The sequence below is a fragment of the Marinomonas spartinae genome, assembly GCF_016461715.1.
In the GTDB taxonomy this organism is placed as follows: domain Bacteria; phylum Pseudomonadota; class Gammaproteobacteria; order Pseudomonadales; family Marinomonadaceae; genus Marinomonas; species Marinomonas spartinae_A.
Genome location: NZ_JAEMUI010000030.1, coordinates 31460 through 56590 on the forward strand (window position 1 = coordinate 31460; position 25131 = coordinate 56590).

The 25131-nt window shown below is 44.9% G+C and carries 23 protein-coding genes; 9 read left to right on the top strand and 14 right to left on the bottom strand.

Annotation, left to right across the window (positions count from 1 at the left end; translation table 11 throughout):
* Nucleotides 1-18: 18 nt before the first annotated feature.
* From JHD45_RS20475 to JHD45_RS20485, 3 genes are all read left to right on the top strand, one after another.
* Nucleotides 19-1440, top strand: coding sequence for a PLP-dependent aminotransferase family protein (locus JHD45_RS20475; RefSeq protein WP_199478355.1), 1422 nt, complete (start codon nucleotides 19-21; stop codon nucleotides 1438-1440).
* Nucleotides 1441-1755: 315 nt separating this feature from the next.
* Nucleotides 1756-2166, top strand: a complete 411-nt coding sequence (locus JHD45_RS20480; protein WP_199478357.1) for an energy transducer TonB — start codon at nucleotides 1756-1758, stop codon at nucleotides 2164-2166.
* Nucleotides 2167-2206: 40 nt separating this feature from the next.
* Nucleotides 2207-2722, top strand: coding sequence for a DUF501 domain-containing protein (locus JHD45_RS20485; protein WP_199478359.1), 516 nt, complete (start codon nucleotides 2207-2209; stop codon nucleotides 2720-2722).
* An 88-nt stretch (nucleotides 2723-2810) separates the two neighbouring features.
* Here JHD45_RS20485 and JHD45_RS20490 read toward each other — a convergent pair whose 3' ends face one another.
* Nucleotides 2811-3113 (bottom strand): hypothetical protein, encoded by a 303-nt coding sequence (locus tag JHD45_RS20490; RefSeq protein ID WP_199478361.1) that lies wholly within the window; start codon nucleotides 3111-3113, stop codon nucleotides 2811-2813.
* 322 nt (nucleotides 3114-3435) lie between these two features.
* Between JHD45_RS20490 and JHD45_RS20495 the strand changes: the two genes are divergently transcribed.
* Both JHD45_RS20495 and glpD read left to right on the top strand, forming a co-directional pair.
* A complete protein-coding gene (locus JHD45_RS20495; protein WP_199478364.1) occupies nucleotides 3436-4209 on the top strand; it encodes a DeoR/GlpR family transcriptional regulator in 774 nt (257 codons plus the stop codon).
* 275 nt (nucleotides 4210-4484) lie between these two features.
* Nucleotides 4485-5984, top strand: a complete 1500-nt coding sequence (glpD, locus tag JHD45_RS20500; protein ID WP_199478366.1) for a glycerol-3-phosphate dehydrogenase — start codon at nucleotides 4485-4487, stop codon at nucleotides 5982-5984.
* Between the two features lie 126 nt (nucleotides 5985-6110).
* On the opposite strand, the gene gcvA is transcribed toward glpD, so the two are convergent.
* The 6 genes from gcvA to JHD45_RS20530 all read right to left on the bottom strand — a co-directional run bounded on the left by gcvA (nucleotide 6111) and on the right by JHD45_RS20530 (nucleotide 11891).
* Nucleotides 6111-7055, bottom strand: coding sequence for a transcriptional regulator GcvA (gene gcvA / locus JHD45_RS20505; protein WP_199478368.1), 945 nt, complete (start codon nucleotides 7053-7055; stop codon nucleotides 6111-6113).
* Nucleotides 7056-7591: 536 nt separating this feature from the next.
* Nucleotides 7592-8299 (bottom strand): site-2 protease family protein, encoded by a 708-nt coding sequence (locus tag JHD45_RS20510; RefSeq protein ID WP_199478369.1) that lies wholly within the window; start codon nucleotides 8297-8299, stop codon nucleotides 7592-7594.
* A 12-nt stretch (nucleotides 8300-8311) separates the two neighbouring features.
* Nucleotides 8312-9181, bottom strand: a complete 870-nt coding sequence (locus tag JHD45_RS20515; protein ID WP_199478371.1) for a DUF2167 domain-containing protein — start codon at nucleotides 9179-9181, stop codon at nucleotides 8312-8314.
* 163 nt (nucleotides 9182-9344) lie between these two features.
* On the bottom strand, nucleotides 9345-10718 hold the full coding sequence (locus tag JHD45_RS20520) for a glyceraldehyde-3-phosphate dehydrogenase (protein ID WP_199478372.1): 1374 nt from the start codon (nucleotides 10716-10718) through the stop codon (nucleotides 9345-9347).
* Nucleotides 10719-10978: 260 nt separating this feature from the next.
* Entirely contained in the window at nucleotides 10979-11308 is a 330-nt protein-coding gene (locus tag JHD45_RS20525) for a DUF3392 family protein (protein WP_199478373.1), read from the bottom strand.
* A gap of 49 nt (nucleotides 11309-11357) precedes the next feature.
* Complete coding sequence (locus JHD45_RS20530) at nucleotides 11358-11891, bottom strand: uridine kinase (protein ID WP_233407971.1); 534 nt, start codon at nucleotides 11889-11891, stop codon at nucleotides 11358-11360.
* A 424-nt stretch (nucleotides 11892-12315) separates the two neighbouring features.
* On the opposite strand from JHD45_RS20530, the gene JHD45_RS20535 reads away from it, so the two are divergent.
* A complete protein-coding gene (locus JHD45_RS20535; RefSeq protein WP_199478375.1) occupies nucleotides 12316-12927 on the top strand; it encodes a uridine kinase family protein in 612 nt (203 codons plus the stop codon).
* 131 nt (nucleotides 12928-13058) lie between these two features.
* Here the strand turns inward: JHD45_RS20535 and dnaJ are convergent, their stop codons facing one another.
* The 6 genes from dnaJ to JHD45_RS20565 form a co-directional block, all read right to left on the bottom strand.
* Nucleotides 13059-14186, bottom strand: coding sequence for a molecular chaperone DnaJ (gene dnaJ / locus JHD45_RS20540; RefSeq protein ID WP_199478376.1), 1128 nt, complete (start codon nucleotides 14184-14186; stop codon nucleotides 13059-13061).
* A 220-nt stretch (nucleotides 14187-14406) separates the two neighbouring features.
* A complete protein-coding gene (gene dnaK, locus JHD45_RS20545; protein WP_199478377.1) occupies nucleotides 14407-16338 on the bottom strand; it encodes a molecular chaperone DnaK in 1932 nt (643 codons plus the stop codon).
* 100 nt (nucleotides 16339-16438) lie between these two features.
* Nucleotides 16439-17017: a nucleotide exchange factor GrpE gene (gene grpE, locus JHD45_RS20550; RefSeq protein WP_199478379.1), complete on the bottom strand. Its 579-nt coding sequence runs from the start codon at nucleotides 17015-17017 to the stop codon at nucleotides 16439-16441.
* A gap of 247 nt (nucleotides 17018-17264) precedes the next feature.
* The gene (locus JHD45_RS20555; protein ID WP_199478380.1) at nucleotides 17265-17852 is read right to left on the bottom strand and encodes a TetR/AcrR family transcriptional regulator; all 588 of its coding nucleotides are present in this window, start codon (nucleotides 17850-17852) and stop codon (nucleotides 17265-17267) included.
* A gap of 9 nt (nucleotides 17853-17861) precedes the next feature.
* The gene (locus JHD45_RS20560; RefSeq protein WP_199478382.1) at nucleotides 17862-18695 is read right to left on the bottom strand and encodes an oxidoreductase; all 834 of its coding nucleotides are present in this window, start codon (nucleotides 18693-18695) and stop codon (nucleotides 17862-17864) included.
* Between the two features lie 162 nt (nucleotides 18696-18857).
* Nucleotides 18858-19745 (bottom strand): LysR family transcriptional regulator, encoded by an 888-nt coding sequence (locus tag JHD45_RS20565; RefSeq protein WP_199478383.1) that lies wholly within the window; start codon nucleotides 19743-19745, stop codon nucleotides 18858-18860.
* 116 nt (nucleotides 19746-19861) lie between these two features.
* Here JHD45_RS20565 and JHD45_RS20570 point away from each other — a divergent pair, with 116 nt between their 5' ends.
* From JHD45_RS20570 to JHD45_RS20580, 3 genes are all read left to right on the top strand, one after another.
* Nucleotides 19862-21280: a coniferyl aldehyde dehydrogenase gene (locus JHD45_RS20570; protein WP_199478384.1), complete on the top strand. Its 1419-nt coding sequence runs from the start codon at nucleotides 19862-19864 to the stop codon at nucleotides 21278-21280.
* A gap of 112 nt (nucleotides 21281-21392) precedes the next feature.
* Complete coding sequence (locus tag JHD45_RS20575) at nucleotides 21393-22298, top strand: efflux RND transporter periplasmic adaptor subunit (RefSeq protein WP_199478385.1); 906 nt, start codon at nucleotides 21393-21395, stop codon at nucleotides 22296-22298.
* Entirely contained in the window at nucleotides 22298-23296 is a 999-nt protein-coding gene (locus JHD45_RS20580) for a DUF2955 domain-containing protein (RefSeq protein WP_199478386.1), read from the top strand. Before JHD45_RS20575 ends, JHD45_RS20580 begins: the two co-directional genes overlap by 1 nt.
* A 1048-nt stretch (nucleotides 23297-24344) precedes the next feature.
* Here JHD45_RS20580 and JHD45_RS20585 read toward each other — a convergent pair.
* Nucleotides 24345-24752, bottom strand: coding sequence for a hypothetical protein (locus tag JHD45_RS20585; protein WP_199478387.1), 408 nt, complete (start codon nucleotides 24750-24752; stop codon nucleotides 24345-24347).
* Nucleotides 24753-25131: the final 379 nt, after the last annotated feature.

Sequence of the window (25131 nt, forward strand, 5' to 3'; positions counted from 1 at the left end):
GAGTATGACGATAATATTATGGAACACCCCTTATACGAGAAAATTGCCAATCAAGTGGAGAGACAGGTCCGTGACGGCATTTTCTTATCAGGGAAAAAAATACCGTCGGTCCGAAAATTAAGTAAACAACTCAATATCAGTGTGGCTACCGTCCTGCAAGCCTATAGTCTATTAGAAGACAGAGGGATTATTAAAGCTCGCCCACAAAAAGGCTATTTTGTACAAGATCATATTCCCTCTAGCTCCCCTCACAATATGCTTAAGCCCATTGAAAACGATGGCAGTATACATGCCTTGTTGCACCGTTTATTACATGCCTCACAAGGGGCGGATATCGTTCAGTTTGCGGCGGCCATACCGCAATCCCCATTTTTACCCATTCGTCAGTTACAACGCTCCGTTGGGCGCCTGATGCGCTTAGAGCCTGAAATTTGTGCCGCCTACGCCTTTACACCAGGGTCATTGAGCTTACGCCGCCAAATTGCCATTCGCATGCTTGATACAGGATGCCAGCTGCAGCCAGACGACATAACCATCACCATGGGCTGCCAGAATGGCTTAATGCTGTCACTACAAGCCATTGCAAAAGCAGGCGATACCATTGCCATTGAAAGCCCGACGTATCATGGTGTTCTGCAAGTCATTGAAGTATTACAAATGAAAGCCATTGAAATTCCCTGTGATAGCCGACATGGCATCAATCTCAATGCGCTAGAACAAGCGCTTCAGCAATGGCCAATCAAAGCCTGCATTGTGACACCAGATAATCAAAACCCAACTGGCGCCACACTTAATCACACGGCGAGACAACACCTACTCACACTGGCTGACAAGCATCAGTTCACCTTAATAGAAGACGATGTATACGGGGAACTGAACTACAATAATCGCCGAGAGCACGCTCTCAAGGCAGATGATCAAACAAATTCTGTGATTTATTGCAGCTCCTTCTCGAAAAGCATCGCGCCAGGCTTTCGGGTTGGTTGGTTGGTAGCAGGAAAACATCAAGCGCAAATCGAACACCTTGCTTATATTCAATCGCTCGCTGTACCAACTCTCACACAAACCGCCATTGCCAATTTTTTAGAAAATGGTGCCTATGATCGACATTTACGTAGAACCCGAGCCGCCTATCATGACAACCTGATCCGTTACCAAGCCACTATCAAGCAGCACTTTCCGATAGGAACCAGTACTTCCACCCCAACGGGCGGTTTCTTACTCTGGGTGACACTGCCTCCTGACATCAATGCCATGACTCTGCATACGCAAGCATTGAGTATTGGCATTGGCATGCTCCCTGGGTTGGCCTTTAGCCTAACCGGTCAGTATCCACATCACTTTCGCCTCAACTATGCCTTAACATGGAACACCAGCACGCATGAGGCATTAAAACAACTGGGAAAACTGGCTTGCCAACAAGTACAAAATGGATGCTAAAGGGAGTAAGCATACTGTCACCCTCTGTCACTACAGACGGGGTCTCCTTATTCGAGCTTCACGCTGACGTTGACTCCCGTTAGATATTTACAATAAATTTACCTATTTTTATCAGGTAAATAGAAAAAAATAACATAGCCTTTAAGTTGATGGAGCAGCAAATCTTTCTATATAAGTTAAGTTTATGAATATAAGGTCTGCTATCTTAAAATTCGTCTGTACAGCGAGAACAAAAAGCGTACAATTCGCGTAATTTTTAAACTCCCTGACCCTTTGGTCGATAACAAGATTATCTGAATAAGCTGGCTCGTTGCGATGGAATTTGTTGCACACCCGAAAGACCTACCTTTGGAGATCACTCTTATAGAGGATCAACCCTTCCCTGTGAGTACAGAAGAGAAGTTAGGATTTGTCGGTATAACCTGTCTCGCCTCTCAGTACTATGAGTGCGGTCGATCTGTGCGCGTCACTTTAGAAGAAATTGACCCTAACTTTTGCGTGACAGGTCGCATTGTATGGTGTGATCGAGAAGTGGGGGAATACCGTGTGGCCATTGAGTTCCCCATTAAAGACGAGTGTTATTGCGTGCGCATGGTCGAGCAATTGTCTCAGATAGAACATTATCGCCGTCAAGCAAAAACCCAAGGTAGACGTCTTAATTATAATGAAGCTGCTGCCGAATGGATTCAGAAATTCGCCGCCAGCTTCCCATCATTCATCGCCTAATGTAGGCTCTTGTATCCTTTATCGCTATCCCTTTATTCCTATGACAAACACCCTTACTCAGCACGATATCGACATTATTACCAGCCAACTTGGCAGGACACCTAGTGGCATTAGAGCCATCGCCCATCATTCTCCAAGCGGCATTCCTCAAGTACTTGAAATGGAAACCTGGGTGTTTGACCAACCATTCCCCACCCTATACTGGCTATCAAGCAAAGCCATAGACAAAGCGCTGGCCAAAATAGAGAGCCAAGGTGTGGTAAAAGAGTTAGAACAGCGGATCAAAGAAGACGTCGCGCTGCGTGAAGCCTATCACCAGTCCCATCAAGACTATATTGCCCGCCGCTGGGAAGTAATGAGCTCAGAACACAAAGCCATCATCGAGGAAAAAGGATTCAAGCCTCTGTTTGAAAAATTAGGCATTGGTGGGATTGCCAATTGGGATCAAGTACGCTGTCTACACATGCAATACGCTCACCACCTAGCAGGCAATAATGTAATAGGTCGCATTCTTGATGACGAATATAATATTCGAGCCGTTGCCGACGCAGAATAACGTCTTTGCTTAGTAAAAGCTCTCCCTAAAAAATGGTCGTAAAAACATGCAAAAAAGCCGCTTAAAGCGGTTTTTTTCTAGCTCATGCTCAAAGACTATTTTTTTTCAGTTGGACTAATGCTTCTCTAAGCTCTTCTGGCGTCGACACTTCTGGTAACACTTTACGAATTCGATTAAAGGCATTCACCGCCACAGCAGGACGCTGGGCATAAGTCGTTAACGCCCCACCCGTCCAGCCAGCTAATTTCACCATTTCGTTTTTAAATGCGTTACCATTCACACCATGCCCCCCTAATTCCATAAGAGAGTCTTCTATCTGCAAATAGCTAGGACGCTCACCGCCAAATTTCATAAAATCATCTTGCTGCACTTCGGCGAATTGTTTTGACATCGTTGTAAAATCCTTTCATAAGAAACCTAATCAATCTTTAACTTAGTCATAAGTAGAGAGGGATACAAGGGAATGGCTGTTTCAAATCGTAAAAAAAATCACGCCACTCCCGTCAGCACGACAAAATCCCCTCCTCGGTACCCTCTACTATTTTTATAAACACCTGATTAGCTCTTATAAATTCATGAAAGACCACACAAAATCCACTTATTAGCGCACATTTTTTGCTATTGTTAACCTTCATAGTCAACCATAACAATCAACAACAATGTGTCTTGCCCCGCAAGCAAACAAATGGCTTTTTTATAAGGAGAAAACGTCAATGGCCCAACAAACTCGCCAAGATAAAATCGTCGCTCTGGCAAAAGAAAAAGGCTATGTAACGATTGATGAATTGGCCAGTCATTTTAACGTCACTCCACAAACGATTCGTAGAGACATCAATGTATTAGCGCAATCCGAACGGATTCGTCGTCATCATGGTGGCGCCAGTTACGATTCCAGTACCACTAACGTTGCCTACGCCACACGACAAATCCTACAGCACTCAGCCAAAGAGCAAATCGCCAATCGTATTGCCGCAGAAATTCCTGACCACGCCTCTCTCTTTATTAACATCGGTACAACAACGGAAACCGTTGCTCGCGCCCTTTTGAAACATCAAGGCTTACAAATCATCACGAACAACATCAATGTGGCCACCATACTCAGCGGCAAAGAAGATTTTACCGTCATCATCGCAGGAGGCCGAGTACGCTCGCGGGATGGCGGAATAATGGGAGAAGCCACCATTGATTTTATCAATCAATTTAGAGTGGATTACGGCATCATTGGCATCAGTGGTATTGATGTAAACGATGGTTCCTTACTAGACTATGACTACCAAGAAGTGCGAGTGGCCCAAAGCATAATAGCCAACTCACGCCATGTCTTTTTAGCCGCTGATGCCAATAAATTTGGTCGTAACGCCATGGTGAGATTGGGCAGCCTCACCCAAGTGGACAGATTGTTCACCAATGAGCAACCGCCCAAAAGCCTGCTCACCATCATGAAAGCGCACAAAGTTCGTTTGGAACTTTGTGCAACCCAGGAATAACAGATCGATCAAGAATCTCTCTACCGTTGGCAGATGTAAGGCGTTTCTATCACCTTCCAAGCACCTTGCATCAATGCCGCTCCTAACCGCCTTAAGCCGCGTTTGTCTGTTTTTTCATCAGATTTTAATATTCAAACCTTGTCATTGGTTACCATGAGGTCTATTATGAGGTCTTGAATGTTCGTTTTCGAACATAAAAATTTTCATATGAACATAAAACAACAGACACGAAAAACATATCACTCAAAAACGAGTAAGGTTAAGCGGGGAGCACCATGACTCAAGTACATTATGATTTATTTGTTGTTGGTGGTGGCATCAACGGCACAGGCATCGCAGCCGATGCCTCTGGACGCGGACTTAAAGTTGGCTTATGTGAAATGGGCGATCTCGCTCATGCAACATCATCGTCAAGCAGCAAATTAATCCATGGTGGTTTGCGCTATTTAGAACATTATGAATTCCGACTTGTACGCGAAGCACTTAACGAGCGAGAAGTATTGCTTAAAGTTGCGCCGCACCTTGTTACTCCAATGCGTTTCCAAATGCCCCATCGTCCCCATTTACGCCCTGCCTGGTTGATTCGAATCGGCTTATTTTTGTATGACAATCTTGGCAAACGTGAAGCCCTTGCAGGCTCTCGTGGCGTGAAATACAACGCTGACAGTCCGCTAAAAGCCGACATCACGCAAGGGTTTGAGTATTCAGATTGCTGGGTGGATGATGCTCGCTTAGTCGTTATCAACGCGCTGAGCGCACAACAAAACGGTGCCAGTATTTTTGCCAGAACCCGCTGCAATGCCGCCAAACGCGACCATGGCCTATGGCGCATTGAACTAGAAGACCAGCTCACCCATCAGATCACAGAAGTAACCGCCACGGCACTGGTTAACGCCGCTGGCCCATGGGTCTCTTCTTTCATCGAAACCAAGATGGAACGCAAAGCGCCCTATGGTATCCGCATGATCAAAGGCAGCCACATTGTGGTACCACGACTTTACAAAGAATCCAATGCTTTTATCATGCAAAACGTCGACAAACGCATTGTCTTTGCTATCCCATACCGTGAACATTACACCCTCATTGGTACAACGGACGTGGAGTACAAAGGCGACCCAGATAAAGTAGCGATTTCTGCAGAAGAAACAAGTTACATTCTCAGCGTAGCAAACGATCACTTTAAAAAACAACTAACCCCCGATGACATTGTTTGGAGCTACTCCGGTGTTCGTCCATTGTTAGAAGACGAATCAGACAACCCTTCTGCGGTGACCCGTGATTACACCTTGCACCTAGAAGATGAAGAAAGCAAAGCGCCTTTACTCAGTATTTTTGGCGGCAAAATCACCACCTATCGCCAATTAGCCCTATCGGCTATGCGTAAATTAACCCCTTACTTTGATAACATGGGCGCCCCTTGGACACACAGTAAGCCACTGCCAGGCGGCGATTTAGGCATGCCTCTTGACGCATTTGGCATCCAACTCCAAAGACAGTACCCTTTTATTAGTGCACACAATGCACAACGCTTCGCCAACAGCTATGGCACCCTCACGCACCTCATGTTGGAAAAGGTCAGCAACGAAGCAGAGCTAGGACACTGTTTTGGCAACGAGTTGTATCAGGTAGAAGTCGACTATTTGATCAAACACGAATGGGCCCATAGTGCTGAAGATATTCTCTGGCGTCGCACAAAGCTTGGCCTAGAAATGTCGCAAAACGAAGTCAAAGCACTTCAAGAATACATAGAGAAATCATTGGCTATCGCGGCATAAACATCCGTGTTTTGCCCTCTTTAATAAAAGCACCTACTTAAAAAAACCGATGAGAGACACACTGTCTTTCATCGGTTTTTTTAGCCCCCTATTTTCTATAACGAATATAAGGCTATAGGTATAGATTCAAAAATGCGGCAAAGCATCAGGCAGGGTTAAACAGTCTTTTGGCGAATAGCGATAACACTCACTAACCAGCCAAGCCAGTAATTGTTGTACTGGTTCTCGATGGCGCTGGACATCAGGGCAGGCAAACAAATAACGATGCCCTTCATCTAATACCTCAGAAAAGGGTTTAACCAAACGGCCTTGCTGTATGTCATCCATTACCAACGGGGTACGCCCCAACGCAACGCCTTGACCCGCAATGGCTGCTTGCACCGCTAAATCCCCACGATTAAAACTGATGCCTCTCGACGGTTTTACTCCCCTAGCATTGGCCAATTGCAACCATTTTTCCCATTCCGCGTATGGGCTGGAAAAACGCCATTCGGAATCATCATTAAGCAATGCCATTGCTGCCAGCTGATTGGGCTCGATCAACCCCTGCTCTTGGGCAAATGAGGCACTGCACACGGGAAAAACCTGATCTCTCATTAAAGGTACAATATAACTATTGCGACCATGAATATGACTGTGCACAATCGCCACATCAATGCGATCTCGCTGAAAATTGACCTCTCGATCATTCGCCTGAATCCGTAACTGTAAATCTGGGTACTGTCTCTGCAAACTGCCAAGACGAGGAATCAACCATTTCGTTGCAAAAGAAGGCATGACAGATACGGTCAAAATATTCGATGTCTCCTCCTCTTTTAGTTCAGAAATTAGGGCTTGGATCTGAGCAAAACTGTGATTAATGTGCACAGCAAGACGCGCCCCCGCCACGGTCAACTCTAAACGACGATGGTAACGAATAAACAAGGTGAGCCCCAAACGCTCTTCTAACTGACGAATCTGCTGACTCACGGCGCCTTGTGTCAGGTGCATTTCTTGGGCCGCTTTGGTAAAGCTCAAGTGACGCGCGGCAATCGCAAACGTTTCTAAGCCATATAATGGAATTGGCTTCATAGCTTGTCCTCTGTTGAGCTATTGTGACTACTGCAAAATACAATCAACACCCAAAACCTCTTAGCAAAACATGATGACACTTTAGTGAAAATGCATGCTCGTTTGCTCTGACATGCCCCACAAATCAAGATGTCACAGAAAAAGTTGGCACGCTAAGCAATATAGAGATCATAACAAACTTTGCAGGCGAGGGATCATTTGGATTAGCTATTCTAATGCAATTGATCAGATTATATCGTTTGAAAGACCTGGCAAAAAACCTAAAATAAGCCTTATCTCTTAGGTTGAACAGCGACCTGATCTAGATCTTTCAACGTAGCCCTTACTATGTTGATGACCAGCTCAAAGACCACTCCCACAGTTGGAATTTGAGAGGACACAATACTTCCCCACAGAGGTATTTTGTTTGGAACTGCTAGTTACTTTTGTTTAAGCCGGACTTCATGTCCGGTTTTTTTTGCTTGCTAAGGGGTGCTGGATAGCACAAAGAAAACCTTTAGAAAGTGGCCAATATCGATAGGCAAATATCAGCCTATTTATCCTGCCAAACTAGTATGCAATAGATAGGTCATTACCGATAGGAATACCACCAACCCCAAATAGAGTACGGCGTAATTTGTCCGTTCATTAAAGCTGGCCTCGTAATACCCTTGGGGAACGGCATTCGGATTAGGCCAAATGGCCTGCTTAATTTGAGGGTAAGCCAGAATAACAATCAATATCAACATCGGACTGTGATTATAAAAAAACAGTCCGACCAATAACGGCAACCCCAATAGCCACATTTTAGGTGAAATGATGGCAGTAATTCGCCCACCGTCTAGAGGGGATAAGGGGATCAGGTTAAACAAATTAATCATACAGCCTGCGTAAGCGAGCGCCAGCATCAGCTGACTACCACTCTCCCGAGCCAACCAGTAACACCCCATGGCAGCCAGCGTCCCAATAACGGGCCCAGCAAAGGCAATATAGGCTTCCGTTTCCACATTGGTTGGCTGCTCTTTCATCTGAATCCAAGCACCAACAAAAGGAATAAAGGTTGGAACCCCAACGTTGAGACCGCGCTGACGCGCGGCCATATAATGCCCTAATTCATGAAACAAAATCAGCAGCACAAACCCAACGGCATAGCGCCAACCAAATATCCACGAATAAGCCAACATGGAAAACAACATGGTGCCGCCCATTGTTAAGAGCTTGCCAAATTTGGCGGCACTAAAGAGAAGCAAAAACAGTTTTATCATGATTCATAGAACCTATTTTTTACGGCGAAATAGCTTCATGATTACGCCACCAAATGCAGCCACACCGATAATAATGACCTTTTTAAAGGCGATAAGTAACGCTAACAGTTTTGCAAACAAACCCATTTTCGCTGCCACGCCACCAGCAACCAACGCCGCAAGTCCATATTCCGCCACATGATCGGTCTTACTGTTAAAGTCCGCATAACGATTGCCTTTCGTAAAATTCGTTACCGCGAGCAAAGCTGGGGTTTCTTTTTCGATGTCATGAAGCTGGCTCATACCGCCAATCACATTCAGTACCAACACCCCTTCGCGTCCCAAAACACGAATTTTGTAATTGAGCGAATCTTCACGAGACGCACCTGTCTTAAAGTCTTCCGCCCAATAAAATTTATGGGTTGATTGATCATAGCGAGGCGGTTGCGCCCAACCAACTAGCTCAATGGAACTATAACCCTGTTTCACCCGCTCTTCACTCTCTGACTGTGTTTCTTTCTTCATTTTTTGCAGAAGTTCGTTATAGTCGATCTCATTGGCATCAGAGTCTTTGACATGACCATCTTTTTGATAGGTGATCACTACTCCCCAGCCATTATTGCTAAGAGGGTTGGTATCAGTAGGAATCAGCATGCCCAAGGTTTTATTACCAGGTGGATTGCCCCAGCCATCGACCAATAAACGCTCAGCACTCTCAGGTGAAAGATATTCAAATTTATCTGTTAAATTTAGCTCTGCGACGCCATTCGCAAGTGTAATATGACCAGACTGGGGATGGAGCTGCTGCAAAAACTGCTCAGCGGTCATATTGTCATTGTCCGACTCAGCAGCGAAGGTGTAAAAAGAAATACAGGCTAGCCATAACATAATGAGGCTTTTCATTCTTGAAATCGTCCCTTTATCAAGTTAATAAAAAATAAAAGCGGATGATACAAGGTTTACAAAGCAATCGTTAGTATTTTTCCCGAAACTAAAACAAAAAAAACGGCGACCCGAAGGGTCGCCGCACACAATACACATTGCTGTGTATCCGGTCATTCCATTCTTATGCCGCTTGCTCTTCGCGGACTTGCTCAGTTATCAACTGAGCCTGTGATAACTTTTCCATCAAACGCACCACTTGGCAGCTGTAACCGTATTCGTTATCGTACCAAACATATAGAGTGGCTTGGTTACCGCGTACTTTCGTCGACAAAGAGTCCAAAATACCCGCCTGTTCAGAACCAATAAAGTCAGAACTAACAGCATCCGCTTCGGCACTGAAACCAATCTGACCGCTTAACTCTGCGGAACTAGAAGCGTTTTGTAAGAGTTGATTAATCACTTCGACCGACGTAGCTTCTTTTAAGGTTAAACTTAAAACAGCAATCGACACATTAATAACGGGGACACGAATAGCACTGCCGCTTAGCTTGCCTTCCAATGAAGGAATCGCTTTAGATACTGCTTTTGCTGCACCTGTTTCGGTCATCACCATATTCATGCCAGCGGCACGACCACGACGGTCACCTTTGTGGATATTATCAATCAGGTTTTGATCATTGGTGTAAGCATGCACAGTTTCCACATGACCAGATTCAATGCCAAATTTTTTCTCTAATACTGAGAGAATCGGCGTAATCGCGTTGGTCGTACAAGACGCCGCTGACACAATACGATCCGTTTGCGTAAGATCCCCATCATTGACGCCAAATACGATGTTTTTCATTTCTTTACCAGGGGCGGTCAACACAACACGCTCAATACCTGGACGTTGTAAATGAACATTCAAGCCATCACGATCACGCCAGCGGCCAGTATTATCAACCAACAAAGCACGCTTAATACCATGAGAGGCATAATCCACTTGAGCAGGATCAGACGCATAAATCACTTTCACCACTTGCCCATTGATGATCAGACTTTGGTTCGCTTCATCCACTTTAACCAAACCATCATAGGTACCATGGACGGAATCGTATTTGAGTAAGCTGGCGCGTTTGGCAAGGTCGTTATCACAGGCCTTACGAACCACAATGGCCGCCAAGTACATACCAGGAGTGGTATGACCTAGTGCACACATACGGCGAGCCAACAAGCGGCCAATACGACCAAAGCCATACAGTACGACGGGAGTCGTTTCCCCTTCTGACGACGGCGCTGACAAAATAGAGTTAACATCGGCCTCAGCCAGCAAAGCTTCTAATGCCAATACGCGTTGCTTTGAAGGGCTTGCCAAGGCTTGTTCCAGCACTTGATACACCTGCGTCAGATCCAATTCTGGGTGCTTGTCAAAAATGCCCATCAGACCTGTGACGGAATCCGCCATTAATGTCTGACCAGCCAATTGGACCTTGACTGAGTGTTCGCGGCCAAGTTTACCCAAAAGCGGAATCATGGATTCCACCAGCGCAAGAGATTGTAACCAAGTGTTTGTCATATCAGGCTCCCCAGAAGACACTATTGAGTCGAATTGGGGGCAGTCTACCGTCGCTTTCGTCTAAAAACAAATTGTAAAAAGGCAACGAAATCCCTTTAAAATCCGATATTTAACTCAATTTTTAATGGAAATAACGAGAAAACAACAGACACTTAGAAACTTTACTACATTCACAAGCCATTCACGGAGAGAAGACTGAAAATGACAGGATAATTCCGTAATTTGATAACCAAAAAAGAGAGAAAATTTCATGTTATTTTTTATAACTGACGCTTTCGCTCCGCCAAAATGCCCAATAAACAAAAGCAAGCAAACAACACAACAGGACGATAGGTTAGGTCAATTCTCGTAATCAACCAAAACACCAAAGGTTGACTCCACAAAGCTAATAAACCATAGCCAAAGGCACACATCAAAATAAACGCTGCCACCCGAGCCACAAAGACCCAAGAGGCAACTGCTCTTTTTAAAAAGCCATTGACTTTATCACCGTAAATCACCAGACAAGTTGCCACCAGAGCAACTGAGATAGAATGCAGGTAAGGCTGCAGGAAATACGCTAAACGCAAATTCAAATCTAACAGAAACATGACAAGAGCTCAGATAAAAGCGGCCTTATACAAAGGCCCGTTTAATAATTTACTGAGTTTGCTTTGACAAGGCTTCGACGTCAATAGTACCGGACTCTGATGGTACCTTAGGGTCTTCATCGACATAACTGATCGACACATCAAATGTCGTGTTATGCAGCTCGATATAAGTGCCATCTTTAAAGTACCACCTCGCACGCCCATAGCCGTTTTTGATAAAACCGACATTGGGTTCGCCATACTTTTTTTCCAGAAACTCACCCAGCTTCTGACGCTCATGGGTATTCTCAACCACCCCAGCCAAGTTGGCGTGACGAATGTAATCGTAATCATTAAAGGTGATATCCAGTTCTTTAATCCCTAAAATACCTTTTGGGCCAAGACTGTAAGACACCACATCTTTTTTATAGGAAGGATAAGGCTGTAAGCCCATTTTTGATAACTGCTTCTCCAGCGTTTTTTTACTTAAATCGTTCACCTTGAGACCAAACAACTCAGCCCCACCATTCTGAGGTGTTGCCTGTTTCTCAAGCTCTGAGGCAGCATCAGCAAATACAGCTGACGAGCCTAAACCAAGCATCATAACACAGCCTAATACCCTAGAAATCCAGCACAAACGCATCACTTCACACCTATCTAAATCTGCCGATGAATAGACTCGGCCACCAACAAAAACCACTCTATTCTATTGTACCTTTAATTCTATTTTGTAGGTGGTCATTCCTTGTGTGGTTTTGTGTCTTCATCACACATAAATTATCGCTTTCATAACATAAAATATACAAAACCATTCAAAAATTTGATCGCCATAAAACACCACTGGGCGAATCCTTTTCAGCGTCAATAACCTAGCAGACAACACTACAGAACATCTGCTAAAATGCGCAAAAATTGCATCTCTCTCCCCGCTCAAGACGCAATAAAAAATGGCATAACAAACACCTTTAAGACATTCAACTTAGAATATTTTAGAGACGATTACGAGACATTATTGAGGTACATTACACATGGCACTTGTTATTGGCGTAACAGGCATTTCTGGCAGTGGCAAAAGTCGACTATGTTCTCTTTTGGCCGAAGGCAAAGAAGATCGCATTACCGTCCTTTGCCAAGACAGCTTTTACAATGGCTGCGGCAGCATTGACCCAGACGTCTACAACTTTGATGATTTAAGCTCTTTAGATTTAGAAAGTATCATCCTTGCCATTCATAACTGCAAAAACAAGCAGCAACCTAATGAAATTCCAGTGTACGATCACTCACAACACAAGCGTGTTGGCTATCGTAACTTAGCACCAACGGATGTTGTTCTCGTAGAAGGACATATGATGTTCCAAGACGCCGCCATTCGCGATGCAGTAGACTATCTACTGTTTGTCGATACCGATATGGACATTGCCATTGTACGCCGCTTAAAGCGAGATATCGCTGAACGAGCTCGCAATGTCAACGAAGTCACCAGTCGATACATGCGCCACGTACGCCAAGCCTCCCTCAAAACCTTGGATATTCGCGAGAAAGCCGATTTTATCATCCCAAATAATAAGAGCTTCACCAATGCAGCCAATCTTCTTAGCAGCTACATTGACTCCCTGCTCAATAAGAAAGGCGCCAATTAGAACACGCTGACAAGCCCAATAAAAAAGGCATCTAAAATGATGCCTTTTTTAATCGTTCTTTCGCACATTGTTACTATGCGATAATACACATTGGCCGCTGTATGCTTACAGCGACTTATGTGTATCGGAGATTACTTTTTTATATCATCAAAGAAACGCTTCACTCCATCAAACCAGCTCTTCTGTTTCGGAGAATGATCCGTTCCTTCCCCCATGCTTTCGGCTAATTCGGTCAACAGCTCTTTCTGGCGAGATGTTAGATTCACGGGCGTTTCTACCGCCACCTTACAAATCAAATCGCCCACTGGACCACCACGCACAGGTTTCACGCCTTTGTTACGAAGACGGAACAACTTACCACTTTGGCACTCTGGCGTGACTTTTAAGCGCACACGACCATCTAATGTCGGCACATCGATTTCGCCACCCAGCGCGGCAGTGGTAAAGCTAATAGGCACTTCACAGTACAAGTTCGCACCATCGCGCTCAAAGATACGGTGAGGTTTTACCGATACTTGAACAAATAAATCCCCTGCTGGTCCACCGTTGGCTCCAGCTTCCCCTTCGCCTGACAAACGAATACGATCCCCCGTATCCACGCCCGCAGGAATCTTAACATTGAGCGTTTTGTACTCTTGAACACGACCCTGACCATGGCAGTCAGGACACGGATCGCTAATGACTTGACCCGCACCGTGACACTCTGGACAGGTTTGTTGAACAGAGAAAAAGCCTTGTGACATGCGAACTTGACCCGCACCACCACAGGTGCCACAGGTTTTTGGTTTAGACCCTTTCTTCGCGCCAGAACCATCACAGGTTTTACAGTTAACAAGCGTTGGTATGCGGATTTTTTCTTCACACCCCCAAACCGCCTGCTCTAGATCTAACTCTAAGGTGTAGCGTAAATCAGAACCACGGCGTGTACGACTTTGACCGCCACCACCTCCGCCGCCAAAGATATCGCCAAACACATCACCAAAGATATCGCTAAAACCACCTGCACCAGCACCACCAAAGCCACCAGCCTGACCGTTAACACCGTCATGACCAAAGCGATCATAAGCTTCGCGTTTTTCATCGGAAGATAAAACTTCGTATGCTTCGGCTACTTCTTTAAATTTATCCAGCGCCTCAGGATTGTCTGGATTCTTATCAGGGTGATACTTATTCGCAAGGGAGCGATAAGCTTTTTTGATGTCTTTCTTATCCGCGCCTCTGGCTACCCCAAGAACGTCGTAATAGTCTCTTTTGCTCATCGCTGGCATTCCTGAATACAAATAATCTTAGTAATAAAAGTCTTGATTCAAACCTCATGAGTCGTCTCTCATCAAAGCCTGAATGCAAAAAATCTGAGTGGTCAATACTTTCTATCATTTGCCATTACTTTAGAGGGCTACAAATAGCAAAACACGGTCCTAAAACCGTGTTCCGCCATATGTACCTTAGAAGTAAGGCAACAAAAACAAGCGTTACGGCTTATTTTTTCTCTTCTTTTACTTCTTCGAACTCTGCATCAACAGCATCGTCCTGAGTTTTGCTAGAAGCAGCGTCGTCAGCACCTGGTTTGGCACCGCCCGCTTGAGCTGCTTCAGCTTCGGCATACATTTTCTGAGCCAAAGTGCCAGACGCTTGAGTCAACGCATTGGTTTTCTCTTCGATCTTCTCTTTATCATTAGAAGTCAGCGCTTCTTCCAATTCGGTGATCGCTTTCTCAATTGCTTCTTTCTCTTCTGCAGTCGCTTTATCGCCAGCATCTGCTAAGGTTTTACGAGTTGCATGGATCATGCCATCAGCAGTGTTGCGAACTTGTACAAGTTCTTCGAACTTGCGATCTTCTTCCGCGTTTGCTTCCGCATCCTGAACCATTTTTTCTACTTCTTCATCGCTCAAACCAGAAGAGGCTTTGATGACGATAGACTGCTCTTTACCGGTTGCTTTGTCTTTCGCAGAAACGCTCAAGATACCGTTGGCATCAATATCGAAGCTTACTTCGATTTGAGGCACACCGCGTGGTGCAGGTGGAATATCCGCCAAGTCAAAACGACCTAGAGATTTGTTTTGAGCCGCTTGTTTACGCTCACCTTGCAACGCATGGATCGTTACTGCGTTCTGGTTATCCTCAGCAGTCGAGAAGGTTTGTGATTTCTTCGTCGGGATCGTTGTGTTCTTCTCGATCAGAATCGTCATCACCCCACCCATTGTCTCGATACCAAGAGACAGAGGCGTTACGTCTAGAAGAAGAACGTCTTTCACATCACCAGCCAATACCGCACCTTGGATAGAGGCACCAATAGCAACGGCTTCGTCTGGGTTCACATCTTTACGTGGCTCTTTTCCAAAAAACTCAGTTACTTTCGCTTGCACCAAAGGCATACGAGTTTGACCACCCACCAAGATAACTTCGTCGATGTCAGAAGCAGAAAGATCGGCATCTTTAAGGGCTTGGCGGCAAGGCTCAAGAGAGTTCAACACCAAATCTTCTACCAAAGACTCCAACTTAGAACGCGTTAATTTCACGTTCAAGTGTTTAGGACCAGAGGCATCCGCTGTGATGTAAGGTAAGTTCACTTCTGTTTGAGAAGAAGAAGACAACTCAACTTTCGCTTTCTCACCCGCTTCTTTCAAACGTTGTAGCGCTAACGGATCGTTGTGTAAATCGATACCAGACTGTTTCTTAAATTCAGCGGCCAAGTATTCGATAACGCGCATATCGAAGTCTTCACCACCTAGGAACGTATCACCGTTGGTAGACAATACTTCGAATTGTTTCTCACCATCCACATCGGCGATTTCGATGATAGAAATATCGAATGTACCACCACCAAGGTCATAAACCGCGATAGTAGAATCGCCAGAGCTTTTATCTAGGCCGTATGCCAATGCAGCGGCGGTTGGCTCGTTGATAATACGTTTTACTTCAAGACCCGCAATTTTACCGGCGTCTTTTGTTGCTTGACGCTGAGAGTCATTAAAGTAAGCAGGCACTGTGATAACCGCTTCAGTGACCTTCTCTCCTAGGTAGTCTTCCGCTGTTTTCTTCATTTTTTTAAGAACTTCAGCAGAGATTTGTGGTGGCGCTTTCTTATCGCCTTTTACTTCAACCCAAGCGTCGCCATTGTCAGCGCTGATGATTTTGTAAGGCACCATAGAGATGTCTTTTTGCACGACTTTATCGTCAAAGCGACGACCAATCAGACGCTTAACCGCGAACAAAGTGTTTGTAGGGTTAGTAACAGCTTGACGTTTAGCAGATTGACCTACTAGGGTTTCGCCGTCTTCAGTGAAAGCAACGATGGAAGGTGTGGTGCGGTCGCCTTCAGCATTTTCAATAACACGAGATTTGTCGCCATCTAATACGGCAACACAAGAGTTTGTTGTACCTAAGTCAATACCAATGATTTTACCCATGGTCTGTATCTCCAATAAATTCGTTTATGACGATGATAATTCTGTATTTGGGTACGCTTCTGAGCTTTTCAACCGATCAGTGTCAAAAAAATGACGGTCTTTATGCTGCGCTTGAAACAACGACCATCGCTGGACGAAGTAAGCGGCCGTGAAGCGTGTAACCTTTTTGCACAACATCCATTACTGTGTTGGGCTCAAGGTCGGGATTTGGCACCATAGTCATCGCCTGGTGCAATTCAGGGTTGAAGGGTTCACCATGTGGGTCAACCATCTTCACCTCAAAACGGGCGAGGGTTTCAAGCAAGTCTTTCAACGTCAACTCAACCCCTTCGCGAACAGGGTCAGGCTCACCTGATGCTGGCGCAGACGCCAAAGCACGTTCTAGGTTGTCTGCCACATTCACAATGGCTTTAGCAAATTTTTCCACACCAAACTTATGTGCTTTTTCTACATCTTGCTCAGCACGGCGACGCACGTTTTGGGCATCTGCTTGAGCACGGAGAGCCGCTTCTTTGTATTGCGCGACCTCTTCAAGTGCTTTGGCAAGCTCGTCGTTTGCTGGCTCGGTTTCAAACACCTCAGCTTCAGGCTCTAAAAGTTCTTCTACTGTTTCGTTTTGCGCTTCGCTTTTCAAATCTTGCTCCGCTTCTAGATTAGGATTTTTTTGCTGATCACTCATATTTACTCCAAATAACAGAAACAATTCTTTCTCTGTGCTGGGTATATGGGGCCAGCTTCTAACCTTTCAACACCAAGACCGTATAAATTTAGGGGGAATTTACGGTCATTGGAGCAAAAGCCAAAATAAGGCAAAACCACCGACAAACCATAGAATGGATAAGCCAAACATATGCCATTAACGTGATATGGAAAAATAGATTTTATTCAATGGGTTATAAGCAAGACATGGCTATTGGGCTACTATCCTAGCGTTTAATTCCATAAAACACAGCATTGACTATTTGCTCTGCTATTGAGTGATTAAGGGGAGCATGATTGGTAAACAGCCGAAAAATAGCCGGTCCATAGATAAGATCCATCGCGATGTCGACATCGATTTGTTCATTGACTTCACCGCGCTGAACCGCCCGCTCCCAAATCACTTTGCAGGCTTTTCGTCTCCCTTCTAGAAATCGTGTTCGAAATTCCTGCTGTATCTGGCGGTCATATTGGCTTTCTGCAATGAATTCTCTGAAAAGGCGCCCTTGATCCGATAAATAGAAACGGATCATTGCTTGTAGTTCTTCGATAAAATCCAGACGAACAGAATGATGGTTTGGTATGGTGACTTCTTTTGCCATAAGTTCAGAAAACGCATCAAGACATATTGCCACCTTATTTGGCCACCATTTATAGAGCGTCGCCTTACTTACCCCCGCCTCTTTAGCGATGGCATCGGCCGTGATACTTCGCAAGGTTTCATGGCGAGTAAGCGCCAATGTTGCGGTTAAAATGGCTTGTCTTGCTTGTTCACTTCGGGGGCGCCCACGATTAGGCGTGTCACTTTTATTCATATATAAACTCTACTCAATATTTGTCGATAAACTCATCGAACGGTATAACTCAAGCTCTTGCTCAACGTAGTTAAGCTTATCTCGAACTCTTTTAACGGCATCTTCACCCAGTGGAAGCCTTAATGGTGGAGAAGCTAAGGATACAACCTTTCTTATAACGGCAGCGGCTTTTTTAGGGTCTCCTAATTGAGAACCATGGGCTTCTTTGGCTCTGTTTCGATTAATGACACGGTCGTATTCAATGAATTGTTTTGCCGCGAATTGAATAGACTTTCCACTCAAAAACTCCGTTCTAAACATGCCAGGCTCGATAAGGGTTACCTTAATACCGCAGTGCTTAACTTCTTTTTCGAGGGCTTCCGATATACCTTCAATCGCAAACTTTGATGCACCATAAACTCCATTACCAGCGGAGGCAGCAAAGCCCCCAAGAGAGGAAATATTGATAATGTGCCCGCTACCTTGCTGTCGCAGGATAGGTAAAGCTGCTCTGATAATATTGAGTGGGCCTTCAACATTGGTGGCAAAGATATCGCGAACTTGCTCAGCGGAAGTTTCTTCCACCGCGCCGAGGAGACCATATCCCGCATTATTGACCACCACATCAATGCGACCAAAGTAATTCATAGCGGCTTCAACCGCCTTTTGCGCTTGCGCCTGTTGCGTCACATCAAGCTGAACGACTCTCAATTGATCATTCTTAGGTAAGTCATTGGCCTTGGTTATATTACGAACACCAGCAACGACCGAGTCACCGGCTTCCAGAGCCGCCACGACCATCTCTTTGCCCAGTCCTCGAGAAGCGCCAGTAATAAACCAAACTTTCTTGTCAGTATTAATCATTAGCAAGACCTCATATTTGCGCCATGGATAATTTAGATACTAAACGTTTAGTTTATAAAATAAATCAAAAAATGTTAATTGACTAAACATTTACGTTGATCAACATTTTATGATCCATAAGCCGCTCCTACACCTTAGAGATTTGCCTAAGCGACTGGGTAATTACGATTCTCGCAGTGGCGTAAGTAGAGCTTGTCTTGCGTGCGCGACACGCACTTGGCGTAAAGCACTGGGTAGCCAGATTAAAAAATATTGAATATCACGCGTCCCAACGGGAGAGGGAATTTCCATTAATTGACCGCTGAGAATTTGCTCTTGGCATAAAAACTCTGGCATGACCGACCAGCCAAACCCTTGAGACAGTAACTTACGCTGGGCACGTAAGTCTTGGCCAACCATCGCTGGCACCAATCCTTCGATACTAATATGGTTTTTCTGCAACCATGAATCCACCAAGGACAACTCCAAGTTGTAGGCCAATAAAGGCTCCGCGCGTATGGCAGTGGCGAAGTCCGAGGCCGATGTTAAACGCGCAGCAACCTGTGGTGAGGCGACAGGCAATACTCGACTGGTATAAATCCGTTCGCTCTTTAGGCGACTATCTATCACAGGGTGTGCTGAAATACCCAAATCACAGTGACCTTCTAGCAACATACTGGACACCATATTGCCATTGCCCGTGTGCATACGCACTTTCACGCCATCCTCTAACAAAGGCAATAACCGCTCACTGAGAATTTCAGCCATAAAATCCGCATGACCAACAATTTGCAGCACACCAGAAATGTCCATGGATCGGGCTCGCGCCGAGGCCAAAGCGGCTTCAACGGCATCCAGTTTGTCACCGATATCCATCGCCAACTCGACGGCAGCGGACGTGGGCTCAACCCCGGTGGGTGAACGCTCAAACAAAGGCCGACCAATAGCGACTTCCAAGCCTGCAATATGTTGTGACACGGCAGGCTGCGTTAAATTCAATGAGCGCGCTGCACCACTGATCGAACGTTGACGAAACACCTCCATAAAGGTTCGCATTCTCGGTAATGACATTTATCACCCCATAAATTTATTTATACCCCATGCAAAATAACATTGTTACCCCTTAGACCACAATCACCTCTACCATGCCCCCATCGAAAACAAGCAACCCAAATGAAGGGGGATGTATGTCAAAAGATACAATCAAAAGCGAGCTTGAGACGGTTCTTAACAGTATGAAACGTCAACAATTAAACGCAGGCCCAGCGTCCGCTCAGTTGCGTAAAGACCGCTTACAACGTAGCTTAAAGCTGATTCGCGACAACCATAAAGCACTGGTTAATGCGATGAATGAAGACTTTGGTCATCGCAGCGCTTACCAAACCACTATTGCAGACCTAGCCACTAGCTGCGGCCTGTTACAGCATGCCATCGACAACCTAGACCGCTGGATGCAAGCAGAGCAAACCACGGCACCCGACCCAGAAATGCGCACAGAAATTCAATTTCAACCCTTAGGTGTCATTGGCGTCATCAGCCCATGGAACTTTCCAATCAATCTAGCCTTTGGCCCTTTAGCCGGTATTTTTGCCGCGGGTAATACCGCCATGCTCAAACCGTCTGAATTAACCCCCAAGACCTCTGAGTTACTGGCTGAATTGGTAGGCCGTTACTTTAGCTATGACGAGTTAACCGTCGTATTAGGGGACGCCGATGTGGGTCAAGCGTTTAGTGGCTTACCCTTCGATCATTTGGTGTTCACCGGCAGCACTGCAGTGGGCAAACACGTTATGCGCGCCGCAGCGGAAAACTTAGTGCCTGTCACCCTAGAATTAGGGGGTAAATCCCCTGTGATGGTAGCGAAGCAAGCAGACCTAACCAAAGCCGTAGAGCGCACACTGACCATTAAAACCTTTAACTCTGGGCAAATTTGCTTGTCACCAGACTATGTTTTACTGCATGAAGATCAGCGTCAGGCATTCAAAGATTTGTCTATCGACTTTATGGCACGCACTTTCCCAACCATTCAGCAAAACCCTGATTACACTGCCATTATTAATGAGCGTCATTATCAACGCTTGGTGAATTTGCTGGAAGATGCCCGCCAAAAAGGCGCCGAAGTGGTCAATCTAGGAGCAGAAAATGAGCCCGCATACGATGCGAATAGCCGCAAAATCGCACCGCATTTAGTACTTGGTGCGACCGACGACATGGCCATTATGCAAGAAGAGATCTTTGGCCCACTGTTGCCAGTTCGTCTTTATCAAGAAGAAAGCGATGCCGTTCACTACATCAATGCGCATCCAAGACCTTTGGCAGCCTATTACTTTAATGAAGACACCGCAGCCCAAGAGAGATTTGCCCAGCAAACAACCTCCGGCGCCTTAGTCATTAACGATGTCATGACCCACGTTTCCATTGATGAACTGCCATTCGGCGGTGTAGGACCCTCAGGTATGGGCGCGTATCACGGCATTCATGGTTTTCGCCAATTTTCCCATGCGAAACCAGTCGTCACGCAAAGCGAACAAGGCACGTCAAACTTACGTTTACGGGCCCCATACGCAGATAAGATGGCTGACCTAGAAGCGTTCTTTAATAGCTAACATCAAGCAATGGTAGACGCTGGCGCTTGACGTCATACCCAGCGTAATCCCCCTCGCCTGTTTACGGTATAGCCAACATGCGAGGGGATTTTTATTTCACACAGGCCCTTATATGAAACGCGATATTTATGCTTATCTAACCTCTTTTGTCCTGATATTAGCGATTGGTTTCAGCGTCTTTTTGGTAATCAGTGATAACGATATCCCTTTCACCACGCTGGCCAGAGTTAAAACCTCGATCTTAAATTTATCTCCTCAAGTCTCAGGCAACATTGAAAAAGTCTTGGTAAAAGAAGGCGAAACAGTTAGCGCTGGACAAACCTTATTTCAACTAGATCCCAGCCAATATCAGCTGGCTGTCAACAAAGCTCGAGCCAACCTACATCAAGCACAAAGCCAATGGCAGCAAACTAAGCTGTACTTAAAACGAATAGCAACCTTGAATAAATCCTCTTTGACCAGCAAAGAAAAATTGGATGAAGCCACAGCCAACGAGCAAAGCGCGGCGGCTAACGTGCAAGCGGCACAAGCCACTTTACAGATAGCACAACGTAATCTAGACCATACCAAGATTATCACCGCTGAACCTGGCGTAGTGACGAATTTAGCCTATCAAGTTGGCATGTATGTCACGCCATCTTCAACGCTGGTACACATTATTAACCGGAAAAAATTCTGGCTCGCCGCCGATTTTACCGAAAAAGGTTTACCCGTTTTAACCCCCAATCGTGAAGTCAACATTGTCTTTGATGCCTATCCCGATCGCGTGTTTCACGGCCATATTAGCTCCATTGACCCAGCGATATTAGCGGGAGCAGAAAGCGCCACTTCACTTGCACAAGTCGATAGTGAAACCCGTTGGATTCGCCCACAACAACAAATCCGCGTACGCATTCAGGTAGATCATGCGCCCTCTCCGCTGGTAGCAGGTAGCCGAGCCAGTGTCATGGTGCGTGATAAGAATCATATTTCCGATATTTGGATGACGATGTTGAGCTGGATGAGGTACGTCTATTAATGTACGAGCTGATTCGTAAAACACTAATCATTGTACTGTGCTTGATGCTGAGTAAAATGCTGCATTTAAATGTCAGCGTCTATGTGGTGCTCTTCGCCATTGTCGTGGCGACCACCAGTTTTTCTAAACATCTAACACATCTATTACAACGTTTAATGCCTTCTGTGGCGGCGGCAGTGGGGGCCGTGTTTGTAAACCAGCTCTTTGCTGACCACCCCTTTATTATCTGGACTTGCTGCATCGTGTATTTTGATCATGTGCGCCGTCATGCGGATAACAACCTACGGATTCGCATGGCCACCTTGCCTTTATTCATGATCATTTTTATTACCACCTATAGCAACAGCTCTGGGTACATTTTAGCCATTCCGAACATTATTCGCGACGTGGTGCTAAGCGCTTTTTTAGCCGCATTAGTCGCCAGTTTGGTCAATCATCTGATGCCAGTAAAAGCAAAACCTCCCAAGCCCGTCGTTGTGCCCCAACCCGTCTATGGAACAGATCGCCTAAAAATGCTGATATTGGTCGGGGGCGGCTTGGCCTTCATCATGATCAATGAAGTCACCAGCGCCGTATTTTGCCTCGTTCCTTTGATCACCTCTGCCATGCAACCAACGCACGCGCACATGAAACAACATGCGATTGAAAAGATTCTCGCCCAAGTCGGAGGCTGCAGCTTAGCGGTCATCGCTTCACTGATCTATTCCGGTACCGAGGTGGATGTATACACCTATTTTGTTGTCTCCTTCCTATTGGTGTATTTGATTTTATACTGGAGTCACTATTCTGAAGCGGGAGACAGAGCGATTCACGCGGACGCGTTAATGGGCTTTTTGATTCCCTATCAACTTTATGTGGCAAAAAACGGTAACGATTTTGGCTTACATTCGATTGCCCTACGTGCCGTGGAACTGATCATCGCCTTACTAATCATTTATGCGTTGGCCCATTGGCTAAACCGCCTTGGGCAAGGTAAAAAATCACAGACTTCAACCTAAGCAAAGCCACCTTTTTACGGTGGCAATTCTTAAGTGAATGTCAGCCACTTATCCTATCGTCAGAACAGCCTTCTAGGATTATCCTTTCGCCACTGGATAGGGTCATAGCCGTGCACAGCTTGGTATTTCGCTGCTTGCTTGCGTATAAACCTTACACATAAAGAGGAAGAGTAATAAAAGCCAGACCAAACGACTGCAATAAGGTTCACACTAGCCACATAGTATATAGAGGGATAATATATGTCGGGATTTAGCCGCCTGAAATTGATGATGGCAGAGATCATAAGAATAATAGAAAGACAACTAAAACCGACCATGAACCATCGAGGCCACCTAAAGTAACGAAGCATTAAGATATTTAATGTTTGGAGAATCAACATATAAAAAAGTATTCCATATGCGATAAACTCCACATTCTCCTCTGTGGCTTCAACGCCTGAAGTAAGTATGACAAAAATAATCGATAAAGGGCAACTCAAGCTCCATAACACACCAGTGGTACAGAATAAAAACATAACGCCCTCGCAGCATCACCCTTACATTTTAATAACACGTTAACTCTCAGAACAGCCTTCTAGGATTATCCTTTCGCCATTGAATAGGATCATTGCCATGGATAGATTGGTATTTTTGAGCATGAATTTTAAGTAATTTGACGCATAAAGAAGAAGAAAAATAAAAGTATGACCATGCAGCAGCGATAAGGTTGGCGTAAGTCATATAATGTACAGCTGCGTTTAGCCCCGTAAAATTGATAATAGCAAATACCATTAGAATAACAGAAAGAAAACTAAGAGTCGCCATTGTCCGTCGCGCCCATCTAAAGTATCTAAGCATCAAAATATTTAGCGCTTGAAGAATAACGACATAAAAAATCATTCCAAACATAAGCCATGAAATAGAATCATCCGTGAGTTCTAAGTGAGATATAGCAAAGAGGGATGGTATAACCATAACGCAACTTACTGTCCATAACACGGCTGTGACACTGTATAAAAACATCATTTCCTCGCAACATCACCCTTGCATATTAATAAAACGTTTACTATCAGAACAGCCTTCTAGGGTTATCCTTTCGCCATTGAATAGGATCGTAACCGTGTACAGCTTGGTACTTAGCAGCTTGTCGTCGGATAAACTTGCCCCATAAAGAAGAAGAAAAATAAAAGCATGACCAAGTGACTGCTATAAGATTCACACTGCCAAGATAGTATATAGAAGGATAATATATGTCAGGATTTAAACTACTAAATTTGATAATAGCAAAGATCATCAGAATAATAGAAAGAAAACTCACACCAACCATTAACCAACGAGCCCAATTAAAATAGCGAAGCATTAAAATGAAAAATGTTTGGAGTACTAAGATATAAACAATCATTCCATACACAATCAACTTCATATTTTCGTCTGTCGCTTCGACGCCTACAACAAGCAGTACAAAAAAAACAGACAAACCACAGCCAATAGTCCATAGAAAGCTGGAGATACAGAACAAAAGCATAATTTTTAAAAACCTCTTCCTAATAGATAACACTAATGGCTATTTGATTACCTTTTGAGAGCCTTTTAACCCCCTCATGAACAACTCCTCCTTTTGCACTTGAGTACAGGGTCAGAAAGGATGCAATACTTTGTCTAATTTGATAAGAAGTCGCTCGCCTGACTTCTTTAGCGCTATATAAGTACATTTTTTGACTCTTTAGACGACCTAGTAGGTCGTCTAAAGTCGTATTTAATTTTTTGAAAGGCTTGGTAGCCATATAGCGATATCAGGAAATATCATAATTAGAGTCAAACCTAACAATCCCATCATGGCGTAAGGAAAGGCACCT

Bases quoted from the DNA above. Each gene is read 5' to 3' on its own strand.
- JHD45_RS20535 (WP_199478375.1), top strand. From the start codon at position 12,316: ATGGCACTTGTTATTGGCGTAACAGGCATTTCTGGCAGTGGCAAAAGT.
- JHD45_RS20510 (WP_199478369.1), bottom strand. From the start codon at position 8,299: ATGATAAAACTGTTTTTGCTTCTCTTTAGTGCCGCCAAATTTGGCAAG.
- grpE (WP_199478379.1), bottom strand. From the start codon at position 17,017: ATGAGTGATCAGCAAAAAAATCCTAATCTAGAAGCGGAGCAAGATTTG.
- JHD45_RS20495 (WP_199478364.1), top strand. From the start codon at position 3,436: ATGGCCCAACAAACTCGCCAAGATAAAATCGTCGCTCTGGCAAAAGAA.
- JHD45_RS20555 (WP_199478380.1), bottom strand. From the start codon at position 17,852: ATGAATAAAAGTGACACGCCTAATCGTGGGCGCCCCCGAAGTGAACAA.
- JHD45_RS20490 (WP_199478361.1), bottom strand. From the start codon at position 3,113: ATGTCAAAACAATTCGCCGAAGTGCAGCAAGATGATTTTATGAAATTT.
- JHD45_RS20475 (WP_199478355.1), top strand. From the start codon at position 19: ATGGAACACCCCTTATACGAGAAAATTGCCAATCAAGTGGAGAGACAG.
- JHD45_RS20570 (WP_199478384.1), top strand. From the start codon at position 19,862: ATGTCAAAAGATACAATCAAAAGCGAGCTTGAGACGGTTCTTAACAGT.
- JHD45_RS20560 (WP_199478382.1), bottom strand. From the start codon at position 18,695: ATGATTAATACTGACAAGAAAGTTTGGTTTATTACTGGCGCTTCTCGA.
- JHD45_RS20515 (WP_199478371.1), bottom strand. From the start codon at position 9,181: ATGAAAAGCCTCATTATGTTATGGCTAGCCTGTATTTCTTTTTACACC.
- dnaK (WP_199478377.1), bottom strand. From the start codon at position 16,338: ATGGGTAAAATCATTGGTATTGACTTAGGTACAACAAACTCTTGTGTT.
- JHD45_RS20525 (WP_199478373.1), bottom strand. From the start codon at position 11,308: ATGTTTCTGTTAGATTTGAATTTGCGTTTAGCGTATTTCCTGCAGCCT.
- gcvA (WP_199478368.1), bottom strand. From the start codon at position 7,055: ATGAAGCCAATTCCATTATATGGCTTAGAAACGTTTGCGATTGCCGCG.
- JHD45_RS20520 (WP_199478372.1), bottom strand. From the start codon at position 10,718: ATGACAAACACTTGGTTACAATCTCTTGCGCTGGTGGAATCCATGATT.
- JHD45_RS20530 (WP_233407971.1), bottom strand. From the start codon at position 11,891: ATGATGCTTGGTTTAGGCTCGTCAGCTGTATTTGCTGATGCTGCCTCA.
- JHD45_RS20565 (WP_199478383.1), bottom strand. From the start codon at position 19,745: ATGTCATTACCGAGAATGCGAACCTTTATGGAGGTGTTTCGTCAACGT.
- JHD45_RS20580 (WP_199478386.1), top strand. From the start codon at position 22,298: ATGTACGAGCTGATTCGTAAAACACTAATCATTGTACTGTGCTTGATG.
- glpD (WP_199478366.1), top strand. From the start codon at position 4,485: ATGACTCAAGTACATTATGATTTATTTGTTGTTGGTGGTGGCATCAAC.
- JHD45_RS20575 (WP_199478385.1), top strand. From the start codon at position 21,393: ATGAAACGCGATATTTATGCTTATCTAACCTCTTTTGTCCTGATATTA.
- JHD45_RS20485 (WP_199478359.1), top strand. From the start codon at position 2,207: ATGACAAACACCCTTACTCAGCACGATATCGACATTATTACCAGCCAA.
- JHD45_RS20480 (WP_199478357.1), top strand. From the start codon at position 1,756: ATGGAATTTGTTGCACACCCGAAAGACCTACCTTTGGAGATCACTCTT.
- dnaJ (WP_199478376.1), bottom strand. From the start codon at position 14,186: ATGAGCAAAAGAGACTATTACGACGTTCTTGGGGTAGCCAGAGGCGCG.